This is a genomic window from Christensenella minuta (genome assembly GCF_003628755.1).
Classification (GTDB): Bacteria; Bacillota; Clostridia; order Christensenellales; family Christensenellaceae; genus Christensenella; species Christensenella minuta.
In genome coordinates this window covers 361429-386601 of the sequence record NZ_CP029256.1, presented here as the reverse complement: position 1 = coordinate 386601, position 25173 = coordinate 361429, and the positions used below count along the sequence as shown (strand labels likewise).

Sequence of the window (25173 nt, the reverse complement as noted above, 5' to 3'; positions counted from 1 at the left end):
ATTTTCATATATCCCTTGTTATCCAGGGAAACATCCTGTTTCTCTTTTCCAAATACAAAGGAGGCCGAACCATTCGGCCTCCCCAGTTCAGTTTGATTTTTGATTACTTGTAGGTATCTTTCGTATAGTCTTCCGGTGGTCCGAGATATACGACATTGCCGTCCACCGAGATATCTGGAAATCCGTCGATCGTCATATCACTTGAAAGCTCGTTGCCATCCAATAGATATTTCGCAACTTTAACAGTGAGTGCGCCAAGGTCCTGCGTATTCCAAAGGAATGCGATATCCAGCGAGCCGTCTTCAATAAATTCCTGAGCGTCCTCCTTCACTGCCGTACCCACAACCGCAATCTGGTCCTGCAACCCTTTCTCACGGATTGCCTGCGCCGCGCCCAGCGGGCAAACCGTCGCGTATCCAACAATGCCCTTAAGGTCCGGGTAAGCCTTAACCAGGTCAAGCGTTTTACTATAAGCTTCCTGCTGTTTTTCTTCCGTTGGAATCGGATCCGTCACAAGGTTTAGATTTGGATATTTCTCCGCCGCATAGGTCTTTGCGTAATCAATCCACAGGTTTTGGTTCGGTGCGGAAAGCGAGCCGGTCAGGATCGCATAATCCCCACTGTCACCCATCGCTTCGACCAGCATATCAATGGAATGTTCTGCAAATTCCTTGTCTTCGATCTGGTGGATAGACGCATCAATCAACGTTTCGTTGTCTACCGGGGCGTCCCAGTCAAGACATACGATTCCTGCATTTTTTGCCTTTTCGAGTGCCGGGACGACTGCCGCCGGATCATTGGGGGCAACTGCAATCGCATCTACGCCCTGTGCAATTAGGTCCTCGATCATCTTTACCTGTTCCGCCGCATCCGCCTTTGAAGGGCCAGTATAAATGACCTCCACTCCAAGTTCATCGCCTGCTGCTTTGGCGCCGTCGCCCGTCTGTGTGAAATACGGGATGCCAATGAGCTTCGGAACAACTGCAATCTTGTAATTGCTGTCGCCTGCTTCATCTGCCGTTTTGTCCGCACCCGACGTATCTGCCGCAGGCGCTTGCGTTTCGGCCGACGCTGATGCGGATGCACCGCCCGCATCTGGACTGCCCGTGCAGGCCGCGAGTGAAAGCATCATAGCCGCAGCGAGCAAAATTGCCACTAACTTCTTCATAATCATTTCCTCCTGAATTTATTGATAGTTCGGAACGCCGCAGCGTTCGGGAAATTAAATCGTATTTGATTGCACGTCCGCTTTTACCGTCCGGGCTTTCACAAGATTGCGGTCGGAAAGCTTCTTGCTCAGGAAGCGGATTGCTAACACGCCAATCAGAATTGCACCTATAATAATGTCGATCAGGTAGCGGTTGATCCCAAGTACATTCAGCCCTGTCGTTACAATCTGGATAATGCCAACGGCAATCACCGTTCCAATCACAGAGCCATGGCCTCCCATAATGCTCGTGCCACCAAGGACTACCGCCGAAATGCTCATCATTAGATAGGAAGAGCCATAGTCAACGCGTGCTGAATTATAGCGTGATATCATAATCAGTCCGCCAATTGCCGCCATCACGCTTGAAAATATATAGACCTTTAAAACTGTGGCCTTTGTGTTTACGCCGGAAAATCTCGCTGCTGTTTCATTGCACCCTGTCATATAAACCCGCGATCCCCATGCGGACCGCTCAAGAAGCAGATAGGCCGCAATGATCGCTCCGATATAAATAAGCATGGGAACAGGGATTCCAAGTACGTTTCCCCCTCCGAGCGCCATAAATTCTTCAGGAAACCCGGATATTGCCCCGCCTTGGGTAATATTGGTTGCAATCCCTTGAAACAGTGTCATAGTTCCAAGCGTTACAAGCATTGCCGCGACGCCGATATAGGCAATCACACCGCCATTAATTAATCCCGTTATCACCGCGGCCAGCATCGCCACACCGATTGCCGCCGCGATCCCGGCTCCAACGTTTGTCGCCGCAAAATCGCTCGACAAAACATAAGCTGCAAATATTCCGGAGAGAGAAGCAATATAGCAAATAGAGAGATTCATTCCCCCGGTCAAGATCGCCGCCATCATACCAAGCGACAACAGGCCGAGTTCAGGCATTTGCGACATCATGGAGCCAAGGTTATAGGCTGTTAAGAACTTATCCGGCGCGAGAATGCCCAGTATGATAAAAACTGCGATAAAAATGCATGCGAGCGTCAATTCGTTTGCATACTTTTCCTTCAAGGTTTTAAACGCTTTCATGTGTGCGCCTCCTTATTCTTCCACGTCTACGCGGACGAGTTTTTCTTGTTCCCGATTTCTGTTCAGCACGTCGATAGAAACTGCGACCACGATAATCAGGCCAACCACGATGTCCTGCCAATAAGTGGGAATGCGTGCAAGAATAAGTCCGTTTTTCATAATCGCCATCAGCAGCACACCCAGTACGGTTCCCGTAACAGAGCCAGATCCGCCCATAGTGCTCGCTCCGCCGATTACCACACAGGCGATCACATCCATTTCCAGTCCGGTGAATGTATTCGGATCCACCTGCTGCACGATCGATGTATGAACTACCGCTGCAAGACCTACGGTCATACCTGTAAACACATAAATTAATGTCTGTATCTTGTTTACGTTGTAACCAACACGTACTGCCGAGGACGCGCTGCCGCCGATAGCATAGACCCCGCGCCCTACTAGTGTATATTTCAAAACCAGCGCTGTGATTGCAATAAGTGCGGCAAAAATTATGACCTGAATCGGGATTCCAGCGACGGTTGTCGTACCAAAATTTTTGAAATCCTCCGGCAGATTGGTGATCCATTCCCCGTTTGTCCAATAAAGCACCGCTCCGAGAACGATAGACATTGTGCCAAGCGTGGCGACAATCGGGGATATTTTCAACTTCGAAATAATAAGTCCGTTCGCGAGTCCGACAGCCGCTCCCACCGCAACCGAAACGACCAGCACGGCAAAAAGATTTGCTCCGCTGACTGTAAGCAGCTTTCCTGAGATCACCGCGCATAAAGCAATCGTAGACGATACCGATACATCGATGCCGCCGGAGATCAATACGGGCAGCATTCCCAGCGCCATAATGCCGATTACTGAATTGCTTTTCAACACATCAATAATGTTGTCCGCCCGTAAGAAGACGCTGTTTGAGATCGCAATTACGACCGCAATTACGACTACGATCATAAAAATCGTAAACTCCCTTTTTTTTACCAAGCTTTTTATCATCTTGCGTCCTCCCTCTCAGCTCACGACTGCCTTATCCATGATAAGTTCTTGTGTCAGGTCCTTATTCACAAATTCTCCCGAAATTCTGCCTCGCCTCATGACAAGGATGCGGTCGCTTACCGCAAGGACTTCCGGCAGTTCGGACGAAATCACGATAAGGCTCGTGCCCCGATCTGCAAGCTGCCGCAATATTTTATGGATTTCAGACTTCGCACCCACATCTACACCGTTTGTAGGCTCGTCGACAATCAATATTTTTGCGTCCGTAGCGATCCACTTTGCAAGGACCACCTTCTGCTGGTTGCCGCCGGAAAGTTGCATCGCCAGAAGTTCTTCATTGCGTGGGCGCACGTCCAGCTTTTCTACCCATTCACCCACTGTCTCTTTTTGCTTTTTACGGTTTACAAAACCAAATTTTCCTGTATACTTTTTAAGCTGTGGCAGTGCAATGTTTTCCGCCACCGATTTATCAAGCACCAACCCCTGGGTCTGCCTGCTTTCCGGTATATATCCGATCCCTGCGTCCACGGCGCCCCATGTATTATCGATATGAGTTTCCCTGCCGTCAATTTTCACGGTGCCGCTGTCCGGCCGATTTAAGCCGAAAAGCGCCTGTACCATCTCGCTCCGCCCTGCGCCGACAAGGCCGGTGATCCCCAATATCTCTCCCTTGTGAAGCGTGAAAGATATATCTTTAAAATTCCCTTTTTTACTCAGATGGGAAACCTCAAGTACCACCTCGGATTTTTGTACCGGGTTGGCAAGGCTGTCAAATTCAATCTTCCGGCCCACCATCAGTGAAATAAGTCCCCCACGGTCAATTTCTTCTTTTTTACAGCTTTTGATATACTGGCCGTCCCGGAATACTGTGAAACGGTCGCTGATCCGGAACAATTCGTCCATCTTATGACTAACAAACATCACGGCAATATTTTCCGCTTTCAGTTTCTCAATAATGCCATACAGCGTTTCCACCTCCGTCGTCGATAGAGCCGAAGTCGGTTCGTCCATAATAATCATCTGTGCCTTTTGCGCCACCGCACTTGCGATCGCAACCATTTGTTGCTTGGCGACTGAAAGATTTTCCAGCGTTTCTGACGGACTGATATCTGCGCCCACAATCCGGAGCGCTTCCGCAGCCTTTTTACGTATCTCTTTCCAGTTCAGTACCTGTCGGTTCTTTTCGATCATCTGATTGATAACGATATTTTCTGCCACGCTCAGATTGCCGAACAGGCTGAAATCCTGATAAATAACGGCAATTCCCTGCCGAATCGCATCCATCGCATTATGTATTTTTGTTTCTTTTCCATTGATTTTGATCGTTCCGCCTTCATCCGGTTGATATACCCCCGACATAATTTTAATCAGGGTAGATTTTCCCGCGCCGTTTTCGCCCACCAGGGAATGCACTTCCCCAGGGTAAATATCAAAATGAACATCGCTGAGCGCTTTTACTCCCGGAAACGTCTTGCTGATATGATCGATTTCCAAAAAAGTCTGCATGGTTTTTCCCCTCTCCGGAAAGTTTTTTCTTCTTCATGATTCATGAAAGGTTGAAGTACGTTGTTGTTTGAATTGTATGAAATGGAGCTTTAATTGTTGACCTCATTATAAAATCATGAATTTAAATTGTCAATATTTTTTATAAATCTTTTTTATAAAATATGATTAATTAACTGGCAATTTTTGAATTTCTCGATCCAAATGATTGCTTCCGCAAAATTCCCGTCCGAAATTCAGAACGTAATGGCGATTTTAAAATCACCGTATTTTCCGGTGGCACAATCAAATGCTGCTTCCCATTCATCCAGCGGAAAGGTTTTGGATACGACGCCTGCTGTTTTCAGGTCTCCGTTCATAATATGTTCGATGACGAAAGGAAAGCAATAAGGACTCAGCTGTGAGCCGCGGAGTTCCAGCTCTTTCCCGTCTCCTATGATGGACCAGTCGGCAGATGTTTCCCCGGCAAATACGCTGAATTCAATGAAGCGTCCCTGCTTCCTGATCATTTTCAGGCCTTGCAGCACGCTCGAGGGATGCCCAGTCGCCTCGATGTAAACGTCGCAGCCATAGCCGCCCGTCATCTCAAGCACTTTTTGTGCAACATCCGTTCCTTTGGGGTTCATCACCACGTCAGCGCCGAATTCCGCCGCTTTTTCGAGCCTCTCAGGCAAGATATCAAGCGCGACGAGTTTCGCCGGATTTTTCATCCTTGCATAGGCGATCATCCCGAGTCCGAGCGAACCGGCGCCCGAGATCACTACGAAATCTTCGTTTGTTATTTCCGCCCTGTCCACCGCATGCTTCGAGCAGCCGTAGGGTTCCACCAGTAAAGCATCAAGCAAGGGCATTCCTTTCGGAACACGATGCAAGACCGCCGTCTTTGGATAGCGTACATATTCAGCCATTCCACCATTGAGAAAATTCTTGAATCCGAATACATTGTGCGGCTCGCATAGCCAATACCGTCCTGTCCGGCAGTATTCGCATTCTCCGCACGGGACGATCTGATCCGCCGTTAGCCGGTCTCCGATTTCATACTCCGTCACATTTTCACCCTTATCTACCACGGTCCCCAAAAATTCATGTCCGGGAATAAATGGAGGCTCCACATAGGCTGGCTGTATATCGTCCCCCCAAAATCGCGCGGCGCCAAGCTGACATTTCAAATCTCCGGCGCAGATTCCGCATCCTTCTGTTTTGATGATAATATCGTCCGGACCGCAATCCGGCGTGGGAAAGTCTGTCACCAATTTATATTCGCCGGGTCCATAGGCTACAAGCGCTTTCATTGTCTCAGGTATCTTTTTCATAAATCCATCCCGCCCTTTTGCTCTTTTTGTTTTTTAATTTTCTTTTATGAATTACTTTAATAAAAGTATTTTATATTTTAAAGTATACCTATATTTTCCAGAAAGTCAATAGTAAATTTTTAAATGTATTGAATCATAAAAAAGCGGAGCCTATCGGCTCCGCTGCTGTTTTTATTTCCGGATAGATTATATCTGCTCAAAAAATTCTGCAACAAAAGGCAGCGCCGCGCCTGCGGCGATCGCTTCCGTCTTATATTGGCATGGCAATAAAAACTGTTCCGGATCGTCCTCAAACATATTGCGCTGGCGGACCATTTCCCAAAGCTGTTCCATATAACCGTCGATATATGAGCCTACATAGCCTCCGATAATAATTTTGCAATCGAACAGCATCCGCAGGTTATTGACTGCCAGCGACAAATACCGCAAATAGGAATCCCATAGCATCCTGCTTTCCATATCGCCGTTTTTCAATTTTTCAAAAAAGACGCCCAGGTCCCCATCCGTCGTATCTGATAATACCGTCGCCGAACAATAGGTTTCGAGGCATCCGTATTGCCCGCAATAACAGGGCCGCCCATCCGCCACTACAGTCATATGCCCAACTTCTCCACTGCGTTGGTTATCTCCTTCATATACCTTGTTGTCCAACAATACCGAACCGCCTATATTATTGCTTAGGCAGATATAAAAAGCATTTTTGATATTATGCAGCGACCAGATTTCTGCAAATCCCGCCGCATTTGCGTCGTTATAAAGCAGAGAACGGTAAGGGATATATTTGGAAAAATTAGCACACGTCTCCCCTGTAAAGTTCAAAATGCGCCCATAAACGACTTCCTGCCCATCCCCGGAGATCAGGCCGGGCACGCCCATCCCAACGCCCAGCACTTTCTGCGGATCGGTATGGGTCTTTTCGAGAATTTCCCTGACCCCTTCCCCAAGCTTGCTGTAATATTCGTCCGTCATCGAAAAGTCTATTTTTTTCTTTAAAGTTTCGATCACCTTGCCATCCAGATCGACAACTACGATCGTATTACGGTGTTTCTGGATATCAATTCCGACCGCTACTTTTGCATCGCTGATAAAGGTGAAGGCCGTCGCGTTCCGGCCTCCCGTATTCCCGATCTTTCCCGCCGTATCAAGAAGCCCCTTCTCCTGCAGCTCCTGCAAATTCTGCGTCACTGTGGGCAGGCTCAGCTGAAGCGCATAGACAATGTCCTGTTTAGACACCGACCTGCTTCTTCGCAAAAATTCGTATATCTTTTTACGGTTCATCCCCTTAATGTCCATTCCGGACTTCCCTTGCTCCATTGTTCATCCATCCTTATTTTTTAAAAGCATTTTATAAAACTGTTAGCTCGAGTATAATACAGTTTTTCTTCAATTTCAACCTATTTTTGATACTTTTTTCACATATATTTTTACGAATTCACCTCACGCATTTATAGTTCGATTGGCCAACATAATTTTTCTTGACATGGGAAAAAAGCAGTGCTACTATAAACGCAAGATTAATAAATATATTTTAAAAAAGTATTTTAATTATTAAGGAGTGTCCCTCATGGAAAAGAAAATCGCAATCGTAACGGGTGGTACGCGCGGCATGGGACAGGCCATCAGCATCGGCCTTGCCCGGGAAAATAACATTGTTTTTGCACTATATCGTTCGGATGAAAAAAGTGCGCAGGAAACACTTGAAAAAATGAGAAATTATTCTCTGGAATCAGATATTCTACAATGCGATGTCTCCAATCGCTCCTCTACGGAGCGTGCCGTACGGGAAATAGGAGATAAATACGGCAGAATTGATATTCTGGTGAATAATGCCGGCATCTTTGATTTCTGTTTTATCGAAGACATTACGGACGAATATTTTGACCGCGTGTTTAATATCAATTTTAAAGGACAGCTGCATATGATTCAGGCCTGTATCCCCTATATGAAAAAAAACCATTATGGAAGGATCGCCAATGCTTCCTCTATCTCAAGTACATTCGCCGATTGCGGACTCATCGCTTATGCAGCGAGCAAAGCTGGTATTGACATGATGACGAAAACAGCCGCAGGTGAGCTTGCCCCCTATGGGATCACCGTAAATGCTTACGCCCCGGGCATCATCCATACAGATATGACAGATTCCATGATAGTGGAACGTGGCGACGTTCAGGTAAAGCAAATAGCCCTGCAGCGTTTTGGGAATGGCGAAGATGCGGCTGCGCTTGTTTGTTTCCTGACTTCTCCTGGTGCCGGATATATCACGGGTGAGATCATTGGTGTGGATGGCGGTTTCTTCAAAGTCCAAAATCCATACCGCGCATATGAATATGTAAAGGAGAAAGAACACGCCGGAGAGTAAACGGCTTTTTTCCATAGACCAGTTCGCGCAGTATGCGCTTTGCAACCATGCAGGCTTTACGGCCTGTCTTCCGCAGAAACTGTCAGCCCTTTGGGTCTGTTCCTTTCTGCCGTCCATTTCTCCTCCTTGCACGGTATACATTTGCGGCGCGCATCTGTACATCGCATCTTGTTAAACGGCCGTAAAAAACTGCAGCCCATTGGCTGCAGTTTTTTATCTCTATTCACATGTCGACCGCGGTATATTTTTACGGCACGCCGCGATCTCCTCGAGCGTAGGCATGGACGGGATCGCCCCGCGCTTCGTGGCTGTAAGCCCCCCTGCCGCGTTTGCAAAATCGAGTATATCGTCAAGCTCCTCCTTTGTCAGCCGGTCGATATCCTGTACATCCCGGTCCCTCAGGCGGTAATGGACTGCTCCAAGAAAAGCGTCGCCCGCACCCGTGGTATCCACCACGTCAACTTTGAAGGCCGGCATCTGCCCCGTCCCGCACTCCGCGCAATAGAAGGACCCGAATTCGCCGCGCGACACGAGCACCAGTCCCGGCCCCTGTTCCCGCAGCTTTCGCGCGCCAGTCTCAAGGTCGCTCTCTCCCGTAAGGAGCAGCATCTCTTCCTCAGATACCTTCAGGATATCCGCCATCGGAAGCGCATTTAATATTTCCCTCACAGCCCGCTCTTCTTCGTCCCATAGAAACGGCCTGTAGTTAGGGTCATAGCTCAGTATCTTCCCCTGATCTTTCGCAAATCGGATCGCGGCATGTGCCGCGCCCCTGCATGGATCGTCCGTAAAGGAGATCGATCCATAATGGAAAATATGGCTGTCCGCAATGATATCCCACCGGAGTTCGTCCTCCCTGAGCATCATATCCGCTCCCGGCTTGCGGTAAAAACTAAACGACCTGTCGCCGAATTCATTCAGTTGGACGAATGCAATCGTTGTATTGACGTCCGCATCCATTAAAACGCCTTCAGTTCCGATCCCGCTTCCTTTCAGGACATCCACCAGGAATTTTCCGAAGTCATCCCGCCCCACCTTGCCGATAAAGGCCGTCCTGCCGCCAAGCTTCGCGTTCATGGCAAGCACATTCGCCGGCGCGCCGCCCGGGTTCCGCGCAAACCGCGCAATTCCCTGATCGTTCACTCCGTCGGGTGTAAAGTCGATCAACACTTCTCCAATGGCCGCTACATCATACATAAAATTGCCTCCCGCTTCCCTTTTCTTTGATTATAATGTCTTTTCTATCCCGCCGCAAGTTTCTTTTCGGGAAACTTTGCTTTTCCAAAATTCCTCCTGCCCGCTCCGCGCTTATTTCCTCTTGCGTCGTTTCGGCCGCTCGCCCGGCACAGGCGCCCTCTCTTTCTTGGTGCCCGGTTAACCCATCTTCAGCGATATCCCCGAATACCGGTAGGCCGTCGCAATATTCCGTCTAAAAAAAAGAACGCATCTTTGAAATGTGTTCCTTTCCGGTCCGCCGATGAGAGACCTCCCACCGCTTTTTCACTTCTGCCTGTTAACAAATACCCTCTTTACTTTTTTAAGAGGTATTTTCCGATCTCTCTTTTCAGTGTTCTCTCGTCAAGCGGCTTTGCCAGGTGTCCATCCATTTCCGCTGCTTTTGCTGCCGCAATATCTTCTGCAAAAGCATCTGCCGTCATAGCCAGAATAGGGACCTCGCGTGCGTCTTCCCGCCCAAGTGCGCGTATTTTTTCCGCCGCCGTATAGCCGTCCATTACCGGCATCTGGATATCCATCAGAACCATATCATAGGTCCCTTCCGCCGATCCGGCAAACACCCTCACTCCCTCCTCGCCATCACAGGCGATGTCTACCTCCGCTCCCGCGTCCGTCAAAAGATCAACGGCGACCTCCTGGTTCAGCAGGTTATCCTCAACCAACAGGAACCGTTTCCCGGAAAAGTTCCTTTGCGGGCCTGCCCCTTTCGTTTCCGGCCCGTCGGCCGTTTCACCCAATACATACTTCCGGAGTCCACTGCACAGCGTGGATGCGAAAACGGGCTTTGTCAAAAAACCGCTCACCCCTACATCCTGTGCTTCTTTTTCGATATCGCTCCAATCATACGCTGAAATAATCAAAATGGGGACCTCTCCGCATATCCTGCGGATCCGCCTCGCCGTCTGGAGCCCGTCCTGCCCCGGCATTTTCCAATCGAGGATAACGGCGTCATAAGCTTCACCCCTGCGCTTTGCCTCCCTGACCTCTTGTATCATCTTTTCCCCGCAATCCACCCAATCTGCATAAATGCCGAGGTGGCGAAGCATTTCTACGGTATACTCACACATAACCACATCGTCGTCCGCCACGATTACACGCAGATTCGGGAAAGTGCCGCCGCAGGGAGAAGCTTCCTCTATTTTCAGCGGAAGCGTCACGCAAAAAACCGTACCTTTTTGGGGTCTGCTTTGCACTTCGATTTTACCGTTCAGCAATTCCACCAGTTTTTCGGTAATTGCCATGCCAAGTCCTGTCCCTTCCGTCTTGTCTGTCCGGCTGTCCCGCTCGCGGCTGAAAGCGTCGAAAATATGCGTCAGGAATTCCGGCTGCATACCGACGCCCGTATCGGTAATCGCAAACGTGAACAGCGCAACATCCGGCTGCCCAGAGACCGTCTCCCTCACATCCATTGTAATACTGCCGCCGCAGGGCGTAAATTTGTATGCGTTGGAAAGGATATTCAGGAAAATCTGCCGCAGCCGCAGGGCGTCGCTCAGGAATTGCTCATGCACCACTTCCTTAAGCCGTATGGAAAATTTCTGGTCTTTCTGCTTGAACTGCGGCTGCATAATGGTAACGATATTTTCCAGTTCTTCGGGCAGGGATACCGTATCGCTGCGCAATACCATCTCCCCGTTTTCAATTTTAGACATATCGAGAACGTCGTTAATCAGCCCCAAGAGGTGCTGGCCGGACAGTCCGATCTTTTTCAGGCAGTCCCGTACCTTTTCCCCGTCGTCAAGATGGGCGAGCGCAATATCGCGCATGCCGAGGATTGCATTCATCGGCGTACGGATATCGTGGGACATCCGGGAAAAGAAATCCGACTTCGCTCTGCTTGCTTCCTCTGCCTGCCTCAGCGCGCAGCGCAGTTCCTCTGCCTGCCTCTCAAGTTTTTTCTGCATCTCGCGCAATTCCGTCTCGTCCGTAACGTCAATATAAATAACGAGATACACCGGATCGCCGCCCTGCCAGTCGACGCAATCGGCGTTAATCTGGAGCCACGCTTCCTTCCCGCTGCAGCTGCGCATATTTACCATAAAATGTACCGGCTCGCCCGCCAGCAGTTCCTCGCGGTGCGCTTCAAATGCTTTTATGTTCCGCTCCACATTTTCCCGGGATACGGAATACTCCTCATTTTTCCAGCTGTCCTTGCCGAAAAAATCCAAAAAACGGCCGTTCGCTTCGATCAGGGTAAAGTGGAGGTCTTTCTCCACTTTGTATTTGGCAACGAAACCCGGCAGGTTGTCGTAAGTGACCGACTGCTCCTGTTTTATCCGCATCACATCATCAACGTCCGTCATTACGGAATAGGCCACCTGGTATCCGTCGATATACTCGTCCACAAAGGTAGCCGCAATCTGTATCCAGCGGTATTCCCCGCCTTTCCGCCGCATCCTCGTCACGATGCTGTATCCGTTCCGTCCTTCCCCGATCGCCTGCATCACGGCGCCAACAAGCTCATTCCAGAGTCTTGGTTCCTCCGCATAATAAAGATCAGGACGGTTGTGGAATAACGCCTCATATTCCTCTTTGGGGTAACCTATCGTTTCATAATAAAAATCGTTCGCCCAAACCATCGTAAAATGTTCGTCCAGCAAATGCTTGCTCACGCTGACATGGAGCATATTCATCAGGGTATCGTATTCGTAGCCCTTGACCGGGATATCACTTTTTTGTTCCTTCATAATCCTTCTCCCCTATTCAATGATCCATCGGGGACAGCACGCTCAGAAGCCCTTTAAGGGAATCGTCGTAAAAACAGTACCGGTTCTTTCCCGCTTTCTTTGCCGCATAGAGCGCCTGGTCGGCCGCATGGAACAGCACATCATATTCCACTCCATTTTCCGGAGCGAGCGCGATTCCCATGCTGACAGATATGCCAAATGTTTTATACCTTCCCTGTAGGGTATTGAATATGCGCCGGATGACCCCTTCAATATCCCCCTCATACTCCAGGTACATCAGGAATTCATCTCCTCCGACACGCGCGGCGATGTCGCTCTTGCGCATACATTTCCGTACTTTTCTCGATACATATTTCAGCACCTCATCGCCGAACATATGTCCGTATTGGTCGTTTGCCTCTTTAAAATCATCCAAATCGAACAGCATTACGGCAGAATGCTTTCCGGACTCCGCCAATTCTTTGCAGATAACCTGTCTGGCGGCCGAATGGTTGTTAAGCTCGGTCAGCGAATCCTGCGCAGCCTGCCTTTTCAGCTTCACAAGCTTCGTCTGTTCCTCATGAACATCAATGAACTTCCCAATCACTCCAATTATCTTTTCCGGATCCTCTTCTTCCCACAGGGGCCGCGCGACCCCCTTATACCAGCGGTTTTCTCCCTTCACATGAAGGCAATAGATGTTATTTACAATCGGATAGTGCGGCGAAGCGCCGCGCAGGCGTCTTTTCAGGTCCTGATAGGCCTCCGGCAGCAAAACCTCTTGCAGGTCCACGTTCCGTTCCGGATGCTCGATCAGAGTCCCGAGGCCTAACTGCTGCGCGCCCCATTCCGATATAGTAAGTATATCTGTCCTGCAGCTGTACTCGAATTGAATTTCTTTCGACATAGAGGCAAAAAACTGGTATTTTGTCCGCTCCTGTTCCAACAGCGAGAGGGTGCGGCTCGAAACTTGCCCGTCCGCAATCATCTGGTTGGATAACTCCTGTATATTTACTTCCGATACGGTATCGAGGGAACGGATCTTAAGCTCCTCCGTCAGGCGCGGCCCCATCGCTTGCAGGCATTGCAGCAAAAGCGGGTTAAACGCGCCGCATTCCCCGCCTAAAATCATCCGCAGGGCAGTTTCGTGCGAATAAGGCGGCTTATACACCCTAAGGCTAGTCAGTGCGTCGTATACGTCCGCAAGCGCCACCACCTGCGCCTCAATCGGGATATCCTCCCCCCGCAGTCCATCGGGATACCCCTGCCCGTCGTACCGTTCATGATGCCACCGGCAAATATTGTAAGCTACCTGTATCAAGTCCTCATGGTGGCGCTGGAGCGCATCCTCCATGATCTGCGCTCCAATGGCGCTGTGCGTTTTCATGACCTCGAATTCCTCCGGGGTCAGCCGTCCGGGTTTGTTCAGTATTTCTTCCGGTATCGAAATTTTCCCAATGTCGTGCAATGCGGAAGCATTGACGATCAGGGCAAGCCGTGCCGCCGGAAGCGAATACCGGTCGGTCGTTTCCGCCAGCTTTCTGAGCAGCATTTCCGTCAGGGTGCGGATATGAAGCACATGCAGGCCCGATTCTCCATTCCGGAACTCAACGATATTGGATAATATCTCCACCATCAGAAAATTGTTCCGTTCCTTCTCCACGATCTGCTCCGTCACCATGTCTTCAAGCGTTTTTTGCTTGGAATAAAGCATAATGGTGTTACGGACCCGCCGTTGGACCGTCTTTTCGTCAAAGGGCCTGCTGATATAATCGGTGGCTCCCAAATCGTAGGCGTGGTCAATGTAGGAAGAAGCGGTCTCCGAAGAGATCGTAATTACTGGAATCTGGGTGATCCAGCCGCTTTTGTTCATCACCGCAAGGACCTCAAAGCCGTCTATCCGGGGCATAACGATATCCAACAGAACCAAAGACACCTCGTAATGCCTGCGCTGCAGAATCTCAATCGCTTCCACGCCGTCCCCCGCTTCGATGATCTCATACTCCGCTGCCAGAATATCCGCCAGCATCGCGCGGTTCATTTCCGCGTCATCCACGATCAGGATCAATTTTTTCTTTTTCATTCCACATGAGTTCTTTCTATATTGTTAAATTCCGGATATATGCCACCGTTCGCACATATTCCTTCCGCACCTGTTCAAAAAGCGTCTCGGCCTTTTTTGTAATCTTCCTGTCCCGCAGCTCCTCCGTAAGAACGTCCGCCATCCGGTATAATCTTTCGATCCCCAGATTCATGCAAATTCCTTTCAGCGAATGGGCCGCCCGGAACGCCTCTTCTCCCCGTCCTTCTTCCAATGCGGCACAAAGGGCGGGATAGCTCTCATCCTCAGGAAAAAGGGATAAAAATTTTTTCACACGTTCTTCCTTTCCAAGGCGGCGGACTATTTCCCTGTAGTCCGACTCCAATTTGGTATAGCATTCTTCTATCGTCATCGCATGCTCCTCAGTTATCCTTTCAGGAACGGGTCAAAAGCCGCCTCTTTTTTCAACCCCACTTATATAAAGTCTTCCCGCTTGCGCGCAGATACAACTCCCGCGCGCCTACAGCTTCCGGCCCACCCGTTTTCACCGTTCCCGGGCGAAACATTTCATGGAGCCTTCACCAGCCAAGCATAAGACCCCGGGCCACTTCCGTATGCGCGGCCGTCATCTTTCCTGCCTTACTATAGGTACATTGTAACCCAACCGGTCAGTTTACGCAAATTGAGGCAATCCTGCAAAGACGTTGAACTATGTGTAGAAACGGTGTAAAAGGCCTTTCCACACATCAAGGCTGCCGGATGCATATCCGCCATAATTCATATTGACTGCCTCAGTTCCGTATAGCAAACCGGCCCGGGGCCGTCCTCCCTTTCCGCAGCGCCGCGCCTATGCAGGATTTCTGTTTCCCGGGATCATATATGGTTATGTATTCCATACCAAAACAACAGGGAGGTGGCATTTATGCTTTTGATTATCATACCGCTCATTTTGATTATTGCCTTTATATGGCTTATCGTCAAGCTAAAGGTGCTGTGGTGGCTATTCCTGATCGGCATTGCCCTCATGCTGTGGTGGTTTATTGCCATATTAATTTAGAAGCAGCCGCCTTAAGGCGGCTGCTTCTAAATTAATATGGTATTCTTCCCCGGCGCGATCCCCATCATTTCAGCTGCTGGTCATTTTCAAAAAAACCCTCCCACGGGTCTTCGCGTTCCAGTCTTTCTGCCGCGCCCTCTATTGTAATGCCGTTCGGAGCGACCGCGTCAAGCTCTTCCCAAAAAATCGGCGTGGAAACGGGAGCGCCCTTCCTGGCCCGCACCGAATAGGGAGCAACGCTCGTGGCTCCCCTTCCGTTGCGAATCCAATCGATAAAGATACGGCCCTTCCGCTGTTCTTTCCTGACATTGCTCGTATAACGACCGGGCCTCATTGCTTCCATTGTCTTCGCCGTTCTGCGGGCAAATTCATGGAAGGCGGTCCAGTCGGCCGCAGGCCTGAAAGGTATGACGATGTGGTATCCTTTCCCGCCGCTTGTTTTAAGATAGGCTTTCAGTCCAAGCTGGTCCAGCAAACTCTTTAGATCCCGGACTCCCGTTCTGGTTTTTTCCAAATCCAGCCCTTCGTCCGGATCCAGGTCAAACACCATAACGTCAGGCTTCTCCAGCGTTTCGACGCGGCTTCCCCAGGTATGGAACTCGAGCGTATTCATTTGCACCTCTGACAGCAATCCCTTTCGATCCGTTACATAATAATATTCTTCCGGTTCGCCGCCGTTCCCGGTCAGGGAAACCGTGAAAATCCCCCGTTCATTTGCGGGATGCTTTTTAAAAAAGCAGGCTTTTGCAATCCCTCCGGGGCAGCGCACCGTGCTTAATATCCTGTTCTTCACATAGGGAAGCATGCGGTCCGCCGCTCTGGAATAATGTTGCACGATGTCTCCTTTTGTAATACCGTCCTCCTGATAAAGAACTTTTTCAGGATGCGTTATCCTCACATCCTCCGTTATTTCTTTTTTACCCACCGCTTCTTTCTCGATTTCCGGGATGCTCCCGTATTGTTCTTTCATTTTGCTGGCCGCTCCTATCTCCGGCATCGTCCGCCCTGTCCTGATGCTGGTCAGGAATTGGCCGGCATCATAAACGTTTTCAAACCGGTCCTTTTCTTTAATCAGCAGCCAGTTCCGGCCATTCCCGCCGGGCTTCGGCTTCATCCTGACAAGCGCCCATTTTCCTTTCAATCTGCTCCCTTCCAGCGTAAATTTAAGAGAGCCGGCGGCAAAGGCCTCTGCCGGATCCATCAAGGGCTGCCAAATACCTTCATCCCAAATCATCACGGTCCCGCCTCCATATTGGCCCTGGGGGATCGTTCCCTCAAAATTGCGGTATTCCAGAGGATGATCCTCCACCTGTACAGCCAGCCGCTTATCATGGCTGTTATACGACGGTCCTTTGGGCACGGCCCAGCTTTTGAGCGTACCGTCCCATTCCAAACGAAAATCGTAATGATCCCTGCTTGCGATATGATGCTGCACTACAAACCGGAGCTGTTTTGGCCGTTTCGGCGCAGTCTTCCCTTCCGGTTCGCCCGTTCGGCCAAATCGCCGTTTCCGGTTATATTCTTCCAACGCTTTATCCATAAGGCCGTTTCTCCTTATTTTTATCCACGCGAACTCCGCGGTGCTGGCAAAACCGCTTCTCTCGGTTTTTTATCCAGCCTAAGTCCCTTATATACAGGCTGCCTTATGCCGCCGCCCGGCGTACGGTTCAGAAACTCCACCCTGCATACCAGTCTCGGTTCGATCCAGACTATATTTCGCATCCCGTCCGGTAATTTTTCTTCAAAGGGCTGCCGTTCTGTTCTCTTTTGTCCTTCTATCACCGAGAAATCTTCCTGCGATTCGCGGAGCGTTGCGCGTCCCATATATAAAAGCCTGCCTGTTGGACCATACTGCCCCAACACAAGGCTTATAATGTGATTCAGCTTTTTTAAGTAGCCGCATACGACAAAATCATCATCCTGTATGTTTTTTATTTTGATCCAGTTCGCCGTTCGCCTGCCGGGATAATACTTGCTGTCCATTTTTTTGCCGACAATCCCTTCCAGCCCTTTCCGGCTGGCTAATTCAAAAAATTCGGTTCCGCGCTTTTCAATATATTTCGAGACCGACAGGCGTTCGTTTTCCACAAGCGCTTTTTCAAGCAATATTTTCCTTTCCAGCAGCTCCCGGTCCATCAACATATCGTTTTGCAAGTAAAGAATATCAAAGGCGATGAAAGTAACGGGAACTTTCTTTGACAATATTTCTATCTTCGCCTTGTTGGATGTCAGCCAGCGCTGTTTCATCTGCTCGAAACCGGATATCCCGCTCTCCGCCACAACCAGTTCTCCGTCCAGGATACACTTTTGGCTGGCCTGCCTGTGGAGCGAAGCGAGCTCAGGTACTTTCTGCAGCACCTTTCCTCCCTGCCTGTTGACAAGTGTGGTGCCGCTGCCGTCTAAATAAGCAAGGCACCGCTCCCCGTCGAATTTAAGCTCGTACAAGTAATCGCCGCTGTCAAACGGCCTGCCTTCTTTTCCAATAAGCATGGGCCTCAGTGCTTTGCCTTCAAATACGTCCATTATTTTCCCGTCGCCCTTTTCGCGTTTTTTTGTCCGTCTTTTCCAAGGCTGGCCTTGAGCGCATCCATAAGATCGATGATATTGCTTTCCTTCTCCTCTCCCGGCGCTACAATCTCCTGTCCTTCGATCTTCTTCTCAATCAGTTCTCTCAACTTCTGCTGATACCCGTCCTGATACTGCTCCGGCCTGAATTCCCCATTCATGGTTTCAATCAGCTGCTTTGCCATGTCAAGCTCCGCCTTGCCCACCTTCGTTTTAGGTAATTCTCTGGGGATATCCTTCACCTCATCGGCATAAAATAAGGTTTCCATGAGGATCCCCGTTTTTTGCGGAAGCAGCACCAGCAGCGTTTCGCTGTTCCCCAGCACAGTCTTCCCCACGGCCGCTTTCTTTTCTTCGTACATCGCCTCGCGAAGGAGTTCAAATGCTTTTTCCCCACCTTTTTCCGGCAGGACATAATAGGACCTGTTATAATAAATCGGATCAATTTTTCCAAAATCGGTAAAAAACATAATTTGGATCGACCGGTCCTTTTCCGTCTTGATTTTCTCAAAATCGTCATCTGTTATGACAACATATTTGCCCTTTTCATACTCGAACCCCTTCACGATGTCGTTGCTGGTCAGTTCCCGTTTGCAGGAAGGGCACGTTTTTTTATACCGGACCCTTTCATGATTATCCTTTGCCAATTGATTGAAATGGATATCGTTATCCTGCACAACAGTATATAGTTCCGCAGGGATATGCACCAGCCCAAATGAGATAGCGCTGCGTTGCGTTTTTGCCATACGATCAGTTCCTTTGCTTTCATGATACATACATATATAACCCGTTTCGGCTTTTATAAAGTTTTTTTTGCGGAGCGGGAAAAAAACGGGAGCGCCCTTTAAGGACTCTCCCAAATCATAGTATATAGCACGATGCAAGTGTATATTCTGCAAAACCAGGGAATACATAATAGATTTTTCTTGCAGCAGATAAGCAGTATTTACAGAAATCAAACGGAATGATTGAAGAATAACCCAATCGCTTTTTTGTATTTACACTCCATTCTCCGCCTTATACATCATACCCCAGTCTGTCATAGAATCCAAAACTGGTTGCAGGCTTTTTCCCGTTTCCGTTAGCGAATATTCCACGCGCGGCGGTACTTCCGCATAGACTTTGCGTTTCACAATGCCGCCTTCTTCCATGGCTCGTAGATTAGAAGTCAATACTTTTTGGGAAATGCCGCTTACAGACTTTCGCAACTCCCCGAAACGTTTTGTACCTTCCATCAAATCCCGCAGTATAAGTACGCGCCATTTTTCCCCCAAAAATAAAAGAGTGGTTTCCACAGGGCAAGCAGGCAAATCTTTTTTCATATCATCACACCTTCCAAATTGCTTTGTTGCGCAATAGTCACCATAAAGTAACTACGGTACTTTAAAGTGCTTACTTTACAATATTGCCTTATATCCGTATTCTAATGTTATCGACAGGAAAAAGCAAGCCGAAAATTTAAGGAGGATTCGAAAATGAAAATTGCAGTAATCGGAGCAAGCGGAAAATCGGGTAGTGTTATAACAAAGGAAGCCCTTGCGCGGGGCCACAAGGTAACGGGAATCGTGCGGGATGCTTCAAAGGATGTACCCGCGCAGGCTCAAAAAATGACAAAAGATATTTTGGCCCTTACCTACGACGATCTGAAGGACTATGACGCGATTGTTGACGCTTTCGGCGTATGGGCGGAAAAAGATTTACCGCAGCATAAAACATCGCTCATGCACCTTGCGGATGTTTTGAGCGGCAAACCCAACCGCCTGCTCGTCGTTGGCGGCGCGGGCGGCCTGTATGTTGACCCACAGCACACTACCCGCGTCATGGACACACCGGACTTCCCGGACACGTTCAAACCCCTTGCAATAAACATGTGCGCGGCGTTTAATGAACTCAAAACCCGCAATGATGTGAACTGGACATATATCAGCCCATCCGCGAATTTTGATGCGGAAGGCGCGCGCACCGGCAAGTACAGGGCAGGCGGCGAAGAACTGCTTGTCAATTCCGCTGGACAAAGTGAAATCAGTTACGCGGATTACGCGATTGCTATGGTGGACGAAATCGAAAATGGCGAGCATATCAAAGAGCGTTTTACCGTTGTCGGCGGGTAAGGACAATATATCCGCAGGGAAAGGAATACAACATGAAAAAGCCATTGATCTTTATTTTATGAAAAGCTGTACTTTGTAACCTTAAAGGGTAAGGATTTCCATGCACAGCTTACCCACAACGGGTATGCGGCGATAACAGAAATGGCAAAGGATTGCCTCGGAAAACCGCAATCCAAGCTGTATCCGTATGGATATCCCGTACAAATTGAACAACGAAATTGTCTTCCCTGCGGGAACTGCAAAGAGGCTTGTTTGGCAGGAGCAGTGATATACAGAGGGTTTGCAGATGAAAAATGATTACGGCAAAAGGCTGGAACGGGCATATAAGGCGGTGCAAAATGCGGAATATATTTTGATAGGCGCGGGCGCGGGGCTATCCGCTTCGGCGGGATTATCCTATTCCGGTGAGCGGTTTGAAAAACAATTTGCCGACTTTATCAAAAAGTATGGAGTGGAAGATATGTATTCGGCAACCTTCTACCCATATAAGACACAGGAAGAGCTATGGGCGTATTGGGCGCGGCATATTGCCGCTAACAGATGGGACGTTCCTGCCCTGCCATTATATAAGGAATTGCTTAAACTGATACAAGACAGGGACTATTTCGTTATCACAACGAATGTGGACGCACAGTTTGAAAAAGCGGGGTTTTCCATGGAAAGGTTTTTCGCCATACAGGGCGATTACGGCTTTTTCCAATGCGCCAAAGGATGCCACAGTAAGCTATACCGAAATGAAGCCGCTGTGCGTGAAATGATAGAGAATGCTGTTGATCTGAAAATACCATCTAGCCTTGTTCCGAAGTGTCCGATATGCGGCGGGGATATGTCCGTGCATGTGCGGAAAGACGAATACTTTGTAGAGAATGAAGTGTGGCGCCAAAACCATACGAGGTACAGCGATTACATCAAAAAAGTACTGGATAAAAAACTCGTGCTGTTAGAGCTTGGCGTCGGCTATAATACACCGGGCATTATCCGTTTTCCTTTTGAGCAGATCACATATCAGAATGTGGATGCAACCCTTGTCAGGTTCAATCGGGATTATCCGAACGGTGCAAAGGAAAATATACGGCGCACGGTTGCTTTCACGGAAGATATTGCACCTGCCATACGCACATTACTACGCTGTGAAGGAGGACATCATTATGGAACAGGCAAAACGTCTTGATTATATGCTGGATTATCTTGTGCATGAACACCCGGCAGAGGATATACAAATTCCTAACGGCTACGCACAAAAACGGGCGTTATTGCGTTCGCTTGTGAATATTCGGCCGCCCAAACCTGTTTCAGAGGAATTTCTTTCTGTACAGGATGCTTTCCTGCAGGAAGAAACAAAAGCGAAAGGCAGTGTCAGGCTGGAAGATATACCTCCCTGTCCATCGGACGATAGGTTGTACCTTTGGCAAGGTGATATTACCCGGCTTGCAGTTGACGCGATTGTAAACGCCGCTAACAGCCAGCTTTTGGGTTGCTTCATCCCTTGCCACGGTTGTATTGACAACGCCATTCACACGGCAGCGGGCGTACAGCTTCGGCAGAATTGCTTTGACATCATGCAGAAGCAAAAACACGCAGAGCCGACAGGCAGCGCAAAGATCACGAGCGCCTATAACCTGCCCAGCAAATATGTGATTCATACCGTTGGCCCAATCATTCACGGCGATTTGACACAGGAAGATTGCGGCCTGCTTGCGGCCTGCTATAAATCATGTCTTGATATAGCCGCCGAACATAAATTGAATAGTATTGCATTTTGCTGTATTTCCACAGGCGAATTTCACTTCCCGAATAAAGAAGCCGCAGAGATTGCAGTACAGACAGTAAAAGACTATCTAAGGCAAAACACGGCTTCGATAGATAGGATCGTGTTCAATGTTTTTAAGGATATGGATTTTAACATTTACAAAAATCTAAATAAAAACCGCTCAAACCCTATCGGTTGAGCGGTTTTCTTGGTCTGGGTGGCGATACAGCATCCACGCAAAAAGCTCATAACAAAGGGATTTTCCAGCAACAAAAAGCAGTATTTACCCTAAGAATCAATCTTTTTTGAGAAACGAGATTACTATGCGCTAAACAAGGTGCAAAAAAGAAAAAATCCTAAACTAGCATTATATCTACCTAATAATTTGATTGTTAACTTCATTTTTCTATAATTTATGCTTTGCAAAAAGATAATTATACATGTTTTGCCTTTTTATATGTTATAATTAAAATAATTCTATTCTATTTGCTAAAACATTCACAAAACAGGAGAAGCCAGATGGCAGAAACTATTGCTGATATTTGGAAACGAGATAAAGAAACGATTGAGAGTAAAAGTTTAGCGCAAATATTGTCTTTTTCTGGCGAAGGCAAGTTGATGGATAATAGCCGAACCTGTCAAGAAATGAGAGAGTTTTTTGATCTATTGCCAACAGAACAAATCGAAATCTACATCGAAGAGTGTTTGTCACTGCCTTTTGATTTCTCAGGATATGCTCTTCAAGATCTGGTAAATGAGCTGGGCAAAAGATTGGGCTTTAGCGTGGAACACGGACTCTATAGAGGCAAAAAGGACTCGATCGGATTTGATGGTTTATGGCTATCGAAAGATCATGATATAGTTATTGAAGTTAAGACTACAGATACTTATTCCATAAATATTGATACCATTGCGGAATATAGACAAAAGTTAATAAAGTCAGATAAAATTCAAAGTAATCGATCATCTATATTGATGGTCGTTGGTAGAAAAGACACTGGAGGACTGGAGGCGCAAATTCGGGGCTCAAAGCACGCTTGGGATATACGCTTAATCAGTACAGATGCTCTATTAAAGCTATTGCATTTAAAGGAAGAGCTATTGGATGACGAAGCTACTTTTGAGCATATATGTCAAGTGCTAAAACCTATGGAGTTTACTCGATTAGATTATCTGATCGATACAATTTTTATTGCTGGGCGTGATTCACAGGTTGTTGAGGGATCGGTTTCTGAAATAATACAACATTCTTCTAATCCTGAACAAAAGGATAAGCAAAAACCGGTAGCATTCCACGATGCATGTATCTCGGTCATACAAAAGAAAATGGGAATACCTTTCAAAAAAAGGATGCGAACACTGTTTGACAACTCAGAAAAAGGTATCGGATTAACTTGTGCAGTTTCAAAGAACCATGGAACAGATAAGAATGGAAGTTACTGGTTTGCTTTCCACCCATCGCAAAAAGAGTCGTTAAGCAAGTATAAAAAAGCATATATTTGTTTTGGCTGCGGGAGCTCTGATTTAGTCTTTATGTTCGAGTATAATAAATTTTTGGAATACTTAAGTAAGATGTGGATAACGGATAACAATGGACGGATGTACTGGCATATTGTTATCCGACAACAAGGTGATAAGTATTTGTTAGCTCGTGGTGAAAAAGATCATATCGATATAACAGATAGCATATTGCATATTAGTTGATCAAAAAATTTTCATTCTAAATAACATACTGTGGCTATTTGGGGGGAAATTAAAATCGAGCAGTATAAACAACAAATCCGAACGCTTCTTTTATAAAGAAAGGTTCGGATTATTGTCGTTTGGTCTGGGTGAGAGGATTTGAACCTCCGACCCCCTGAACCCCATTCAGGTACTCTACCAAGCTGAGCCACACCCAGACATTTATTTCTGACACCATAATATTTTATCAGATTTTTTTGAAATACACAATCCTTTTCTGCATAAAAAACTCCCGCAAAAGAAACGCGGGAGTTTTTTCTTCCAGTCTATTTCGCTGGCATAAAGAAAGCCACGTCTCCGGTCCCCATCGCTTCTCCCTGCGAATACTGGTTTACCGTACCGACGCTCCATCTCTCCTGCGGTTCTCCGCCTTCCATCCGGTTAAAACCGCCCTGCTTATCGCCCCGGATTACATCTCCATTTTTCAGTTCATATTCCGGGTATCCATTTTCCTCGCGCTCCGCGGCAACCGTATATCCCTTTTCTTCCGCCTTTGCGCGCGCATCCTGGAACTCTCCAAAAGGAACTTCCTGAAATCCCAAAAAATATTTCTCTGTCATGATATCACACCATCCTTTTCCTTTGCCTGATGGTATATATATAAGGCATTTTCCCCAAACCAAACAAATTATTCTTCCGCCGAAACCATATCTGTCACGAGCTTCACAAATCTCCCGCTGTCGATCTTCGTGCCAAACCATGTGTTCCCTCCGGCAGCACCGGGCACGCATTTCCCAGCCATCTCTCCCGCAGTGAGGACGCCGATTGCGGTATTTTCATACTCCACCAGTGTGGGCTCCACCAGTACGCCGATGCACAGTGCGTCATGCACCGGACAGGCATAAAATCCAAGCTCACGCTCGTAGGTCCCCGCATATAGCGCGAGCAGACTCCCCACAAACTGCGCCAGCCTGCTTGTTGAACATCGGAGCGCTTCGATCTCTTCCTTCCCGAATAAAGCGCGCATCGTCACGTCAAGCGGATGCAAATAGATTTTACACCCGCTCGACATCACAATTTCCGCCGCCTCAGGGTCCACATAGAAATTAAATTCAGCCGCGGGCGTAACGTTGCCCGGTACGTACACCGCCCCGCCCATAATTACGAGGCATTCCACATTCCGCCTGCATTCCGGGCATTGCCGGAACGCCGCCGCAATATTGGTCAGCGGTCCGAGGCACACGAGCGTAACCTTCTCTTTTGCGGCATTCAATGTCTCCGCCAGATAGTCTACAGCATTCTTTTCCTGCGGCCGCTCCGCCTCCGCATCAAACCGGTAGTCCCCCAGTCCGTCTTTACCATGTATCCTCTCGCCGGACTGGTTCAGCAATTCCCGTTCCAACGGTTTCCCACATCCGGCGTACACAGGTACGTCTTTTGCCCCCGCAAAAGCAAGTATGTTGAGCGCATTGCGCACGGTGTTCGCAAGTCCGCTATTGCCCGCCACCACCGTCACACCCATCAGCGCGAGGCCTGCCGCCCGCGCCGCAAGCACAAGTGCCACCGCGTCGTCGTGGCCAGGATCGCAGTCGATAATAATATTCCGTTTCATTGCTTTCCCTCCTCCCATCCAGTATACCGCAAAATATGGTAA

22 protein-coding genes and 1 tRNA gene are annotated in these 25173 nt (G+C 48.3%); 6 read left to right on the top strand and 17 right to left on the bottom strand.

Translation table 11 applies throughout. The features are described 5' to 3' along the window. Positions 1–103: 103 nt before the first annotated feature. From B1H56_RS01865 to B1H56_RS01840, 6 genes are all read right to left on the bottom strand, one after another. Positions 104–1168, bottom strand: a complete 1065-nt coding sequence (locus tag B1H56_RS01865) for an autoinducer 2 ABC transporter substrate-binding protein (RefSeq protein ID WP_066739730.1) — start codon at positions 1166–1168, stop codon at positions 104–106. 54 nt (positions 1169–1222) lie between these two features. Beyond that, on the bottom strand, positions 1223–2251 hold the full coding sequence (locus B1H56_RS01860; RefSeq protein ID WP_066520461.1) for an ABC transporter permease: 1029 nt from the start codon (positions 2249–2251) through the stop codon (positions 1223–1225). A gap of 12 nt (positions 2252–2263) precedes the next feature. Beyond that, positions 2264–3235 carry an ABC transporter permease gene (locus tag B1H56_RS01855; protein ID WP_066520460.1) on the bottom strand — a complete coding sequence of 324 codons (972 nt, stop codon included), beginning with the start codon at positions 3233–3235 and terminating at the stop codon, positions 2264–2266. Between the two features lie 15 nt (positions 3236–3250). Continuing rightward, on the bottom strand, positions 3251–4741 hold the full coding sequence (locus B1H56_RS01850) for a sugar ABC transporter ATP-binding protein (protein ID WP_066520459.1): 1491 nt from the start codon (positions 4739–4741) through the stop codon (positions 3251–3253). A 233-nt stretch (positions 4742–4974) separates the two neighbouring features. Beyond that, positions 4975–6051 carry an alcohol dehydrogenase catalytic domain-containing protein gene (locus tag B1H56_RS01845; RefSeq protein ID WP_066520455.1) on the bottom strand — a complete coding sequence of 359 codons (1077 nt, stop codon included), beginning with the start codon at positions 6049–6051 and terminating at the stop codon, positions 4975–4977. A 186-nt stretch (positions 6052–6237) separates the two neighbouring features. Then, positions 6238–7365, bottom strand: coding sequence for an ROK family transcriptional regulator (locus tag B1H56_RS01840; RefSeq protein ID WP_066739727.1), 1128 nt, complete (start codon positions 7363–7365; stop codon positions 6238–6240). 250 nt (positions 7366–7615) lie between these two features. Here B1H56_RS01840 and B1H56_RS01835 point away from each other — a divergent pair, with 250 nt between their 5' ends. After that, entirely contained in the window at positions 7616–8410 is a 795-nt protein-coding gene (locus B1H56_RS01835; protein ID WP_066520452.1) for an SDR family NAD(P)-dependent oxidoreductase, read from the top strand. 219 nt (positions 8411–8629) lie between these two features. Here B1H56_RS01835 and B1H56_RS01830 read toward each other — a convergent pair whose 3' ends face one another. The 4 genes from B1H56_RS01830 to B1H56_RS01815 form a co-directional block, all read right to left on the bottom strand. Beyond that, a complete protein-coding gene (locus B1H56_RS01830) occupies positions 8630–9607 on the bottom strand; it encodes a carbohydrate kinase family protein (protein WP_066520446.1) in 978 nt (325 codons plus the stop codon). 332 nt (positions 9608–9939) lie between these two features. Beyond that, positions 9940–12333, bottom strand: a complete 2394-nt coding sequence (locus B1H56_RS01825) for a hybrid sensor histidine kinase/response regulator (RefSeq protein WP_066520444.1) — start codon at positions 12331–12333, stop codon at positions 9940–9942. 16 nt (positions 12334–12349) lie between these two features. Then, positions 12350–14395, bottom strand: a complete 2046-nt coding sequence (locus B1H56_RS01820) for a bifunctional diguanylate cyclase/phosphohydrolase (protein ID WP_066520441.1) — start codon at positions 14393–14395, stop codon at positions 12350–12352. Between the two features lie 16 nt (positions 14396–14411). Then, positions 14412–14765 (bottom strand): Hpt domain-containing protein, encoded by a 354-nt coding sequence (locus B1H56_RS01815; RefSeq protein ID WP_066520439.1) that lies wholly within the window; start codon positions 14763–14765, stop codon positions 14412–14414. Between the two features lie 510 nt (positions 14766–15275). Here B1H56_RS01815 and B1H56_RS14930 point away from each other — a divergent pair. Beyond that, positions 15276–15410, top strand: coding sequence for a hypothetical protein (locus tag B1H56_RS14930; protein ID WP_258106571.1), 135 nt, complete (start codon positions 15276–15278; stop codon positions 15408–15410). Positions 15411–15474: 64 nt separating this feature from the next. Here B1H56_RS14930 and ligD read toward each other — a convergent pair whose 3' ends face one another. The 4 genes from ligD to B1H56_RS01795 form a co-directional block, all read right to left on the bottom strand. Beyond that, positions 15475–16950 (bottom strand): non-homologous end-joining DNA ligase, encoded by a 1476-nt coding sequence (gene ligD, locus B1H56_RS01810; protein ID WP_066520437.1) that lies wholly within the window; start codon positions 16948–16950, stop codon positions 15475–15477. A gap of 20 nt (positions 16951–16970) precedes the next feature. Beyond that, positions 16971–17933 carry an ATP-dependent DNA ligase gene (locus tag B1H56_RS01805; RefSeq protein ID WP_066520435.1) on the bottom strand — a complete coding sequence of 321 codons (963 nt, stop codon included), beginning with the start codon at positions 17931–17933 and terminating at the stop codon, positions 16971–16973. Beyond that, the gene (gene ku / locus B1H56_RS01800) at positions 17933–18721 is read right to left on the bottom strand and encodes a non-homologous end joining protein Ku (RefSeq protein ID WP_066520666.1); all 789 of its coding nucleotides are present in this window, start codon (positions 18719–18721) and stop codon (positions 17933–17935) included. The genes B1H56_RS01805 and ku overlap by 1 nt, the downstream gene beginning before the upstream one ends. A 252-nt stretch (positions 18722–18973) precedes the next feature. Then, entirely contained in the window at positions 18974–19297 is a 324-nt protein-coding gene (locus B1H56_RS01795) for a winged helix-turn-helix transcriptional regulator (RefSeq protein ID WP_066520432.1), read from the bottom strand. 153 nt (positions 19298–19450) lie between these two features. Between B1H56_RS01795 and B1H56_RS01790 the strand changes: the two genes are divergently transcribed. From B1H56_RS01790 to B1H56_RS01775, 4 genes are all read left to right on the top strand, one after another. Beyond that, positions 19451–20086, top strand: coding sequence for an NAD(P)-dependent oxidoreductase (locus B1H56_RS01790; RefSeq protein ID WP_066520429.1), 636 nt, complete (start codon positions 19451–19453; stop codon positions 20084–20086). Positions 20087–20372: 286 nt separating this feature from the next. Continuing rightward, positions 20373–21257, top strand: a complete 885-nt coding sequence (locus tag B1H56_RS01785) for an SIR2 family NAD-dependent protein deacylase (protein WP_066520427.1) — start codon at positions 20373–20375, stop codon at positions 21255–21257. Beyond that, positions 21235–22035 carry a protein-ADP-ribose hydrolase gene (locus B1H56_RS01780; protein WP_066520423.1) on the top strand — a complete coding sequence of 267 codons (801 nt, stop codon included), beginning with the start codon at positions 21235–21237 and terminating at the stop codon, positions 22033–22035. Before B1H56_RS01785 ends, B1H56_RS01780 begins: the two co-directional genes overlap by 23 nt. Positions 22036–22355: 320 nt before the next feature. Next, on the top strand, positions 22356–23540 hold the full coding sequence (locus tag B1H56_RS01775) for a hypothetical protein (protein ID WP_066520422.1): 1185 nt from the start codon (positions 22356–22358) through the stop codon (positions 23538–23540). 120 nt (positions 23541–23660) lie between these two features. Here the strand turns inward: B1H56_RS01775 and B1H56_RS01770 are convergent. The 3 genes from B1H56_RS01770 to B1H56_RS01760 form a co-directional block, all read right to left on the bottom strand. Continuing rightward, positions 23661–23737: transfer RNA gene (locus tag B1H56_RS01770), tRNA-Pro, on the bottom strand. A 108-nt stretch (positions 23738–23845) separates the two neighbouring features. Beyond that, positions 23846–24139, bottom strand: a complete 294-nt coding sequence (locus B1H56_RS01765; RefSeq protein ID WP_066520417.1) for a hypothetical protein — start codon at positions 24137–24139, stop codon at positions 23846–23848. A gap of 68 nt (positions 24140–24207) precedes the next feature. Beyond that, on the bottom strand, positions 24208–25131 hold the full coding sequence (locus tag B1H56_RS01760; protein ID WP_066520414.1) for a nucleoside hydrolase: 924 nt from the start codon (positions 25129–25131) through the stop codon (positions 24208–24210). Positions 25132–25173 lie beyond the last annotated feature (42 nt).

What these genes read in the sequence shown, in the direction of transcription:
- B1H56_RS01865 (WP_066739730.1), bottom strand. Translation starts at nt 1,168, where the DNA reads ATGAAGAAGTTAGTGGCAATTTTGCTCGCTGCGGCTATGATGCTTTCA.
- B1H56_RS01860 (WP_066520461.1), bottom strand. Translation starts at nt 2,251, where the DNA reads ATGAAAGCGTTTAAAACCTTGAAGGAAAAGTATGCAAACGAATTGACG.
- B1H56_RS01855 (WP_066520460.1), bottom strand. Translation starts at nt 3,235, where the DNA reads ATGATAAAAAGCTTGGTAAAAAAAAGGGAGTTTACGATTTTTATGATC.
- B1H56_RS01850 (WP_066520459.1), bottom strand. Translation starts at nt 4,741, where the DNA reads ATGCAGACTTTTTTGGAAATCGATCATATCAGCAAGACGTTTCCGGGA.
- B1H56_RS01845 (WP_066520455.1), bottom strand. Translation starts at nt 6,051, where the DNA reads ATGAAAAAGATACCTGAGACAATGAAAGCGCTTGTAGCCTATGGACCC.
- B1H56_RS01840 (WP_066739727.1), bottom strand. Translation starts at nt 7,365, where the DNA reads ATGGAGCAAGGGAAGTCCGGAATGGACATTAAGGGGATGAACCGTAAA.
- B1H56_RS01835 (WP_066520452.1), top strand. Translation starts at nt 7,616, where the DNA reads ATGGAAAAGAAAATCGCAATCGTAACGGGTGGTACGCGCGGCATGGGA.
- B1H56_RS01830 (WP_066520446.1), bottom strand. Translation starts at nt 9,607, where the DNA reads ATGTATGATGTAGCGGCCATTGGAGAAGTGTTGATCGACTTTACACCC.
- B1H56_RS01825 (WP_066520444.1), bottom strand. Translation starts at nt 12,333, where the DNA reads ATGAAGGAACAAAAAAGTGATATCCCGGTCAAGGGCTACGAATACGAT.
- B1H56_RS01820 (WP_066520441.1), bottom strand. Translation starts at nt 14,395, where the DNA reads ATGAAAAAGAAAAAATTGATCCTGATCGTGGATGACGCGGAAATGAAC.
- B1H56_RS01815 (WP_066520439.1), bottom strand. Translation starts at nt 14,765, where the DNA reads ATGACGATAGAAGAATGCTATACCAAATTGGAGTCGGACTACAGGGAA.
- B1H56_RS14930 (WP_258106571.1), top strand. Translation starts at nt 15,276, where the DNA reads ATGCTTTTGATTATCATACCGCTCATTTTGATTATTGCCTTTATATGG.
- ligD (WP_066520437.1), bottom strand. Translation starts at nt 16,950, where the DNA reads ATGGATAAAGCGTTGGAAGAATATAACCGGAAACGGCGATTTGGCCGA.
- B1H56_RS01805 (WP_066520435.1), bottom strand. Translation starts at nt 17,933, where the DNA reads ATGGACGTATTTGAAGGCAAAGCACTGAGGCCCATGCTTATTGGAAAA.
- ku (WP_066520666.1), bottom strand. Translation starts at nt 18,721, where the DNA reads ATGGCAAAAACGCAACGCAGCGCTATCTCATTTGGGCTGGTGCATATC.
- B1H56_RS01795 (WP_066520432.1), bottom strand. Translation starts at nt 19,297, where the DNA reads ATGAAAAAAGATTTGCCTGCTTGCCCTGTGGAAACCACTCTTTTATTT.
- B1H56_RS01790 (WP_066520429.1), top strand. Translation starts at nt 19,451, where the DNA reads ATGAAAATTGCAGTAATCGGAGCAAGCGGAAAATCGGGTAGTGTTATA.
- B1H56_RS01785 (WP_066520427.1), top strand. Translation starts at nt 20,373, where the DNA reads ATGAAAAATGATTACGGCAAAAGGCTGGAACGGGCATATAAGGCGGTG.
- B1H56_RS01780 (WP_066520423.1), top strand. Translation starts at nt 21,235, where the DNA reads ATGGAACAGGCAAAACGTCTTGATTATATGCTGGATTATCTTGTGCAT.
- B1H56_RS01775 (WP_066520422.1), top strand. Translation starts at nt 22,356, where the DNA reads ATGGCAGAAACTATTGCTGATATTTGGAAACGAGATAAAGAAACGATT.
- B1H56_RS01765 (WP_066520417.1), bottom strand. Translation starts at nt 24,139, where the DNA reads ATGACAGAGAAATATTTTTTGGGATTTCAGGAAGTTCCTTTTGGAGAG.
- B1H56_RS01760 (WP_066520414.1), bottom strand. Translation starts at nt 25,131, where the DNA reads ATGAAACGGAATATTATTATCGACTGCGATCCTGGCCACGACGACGCG.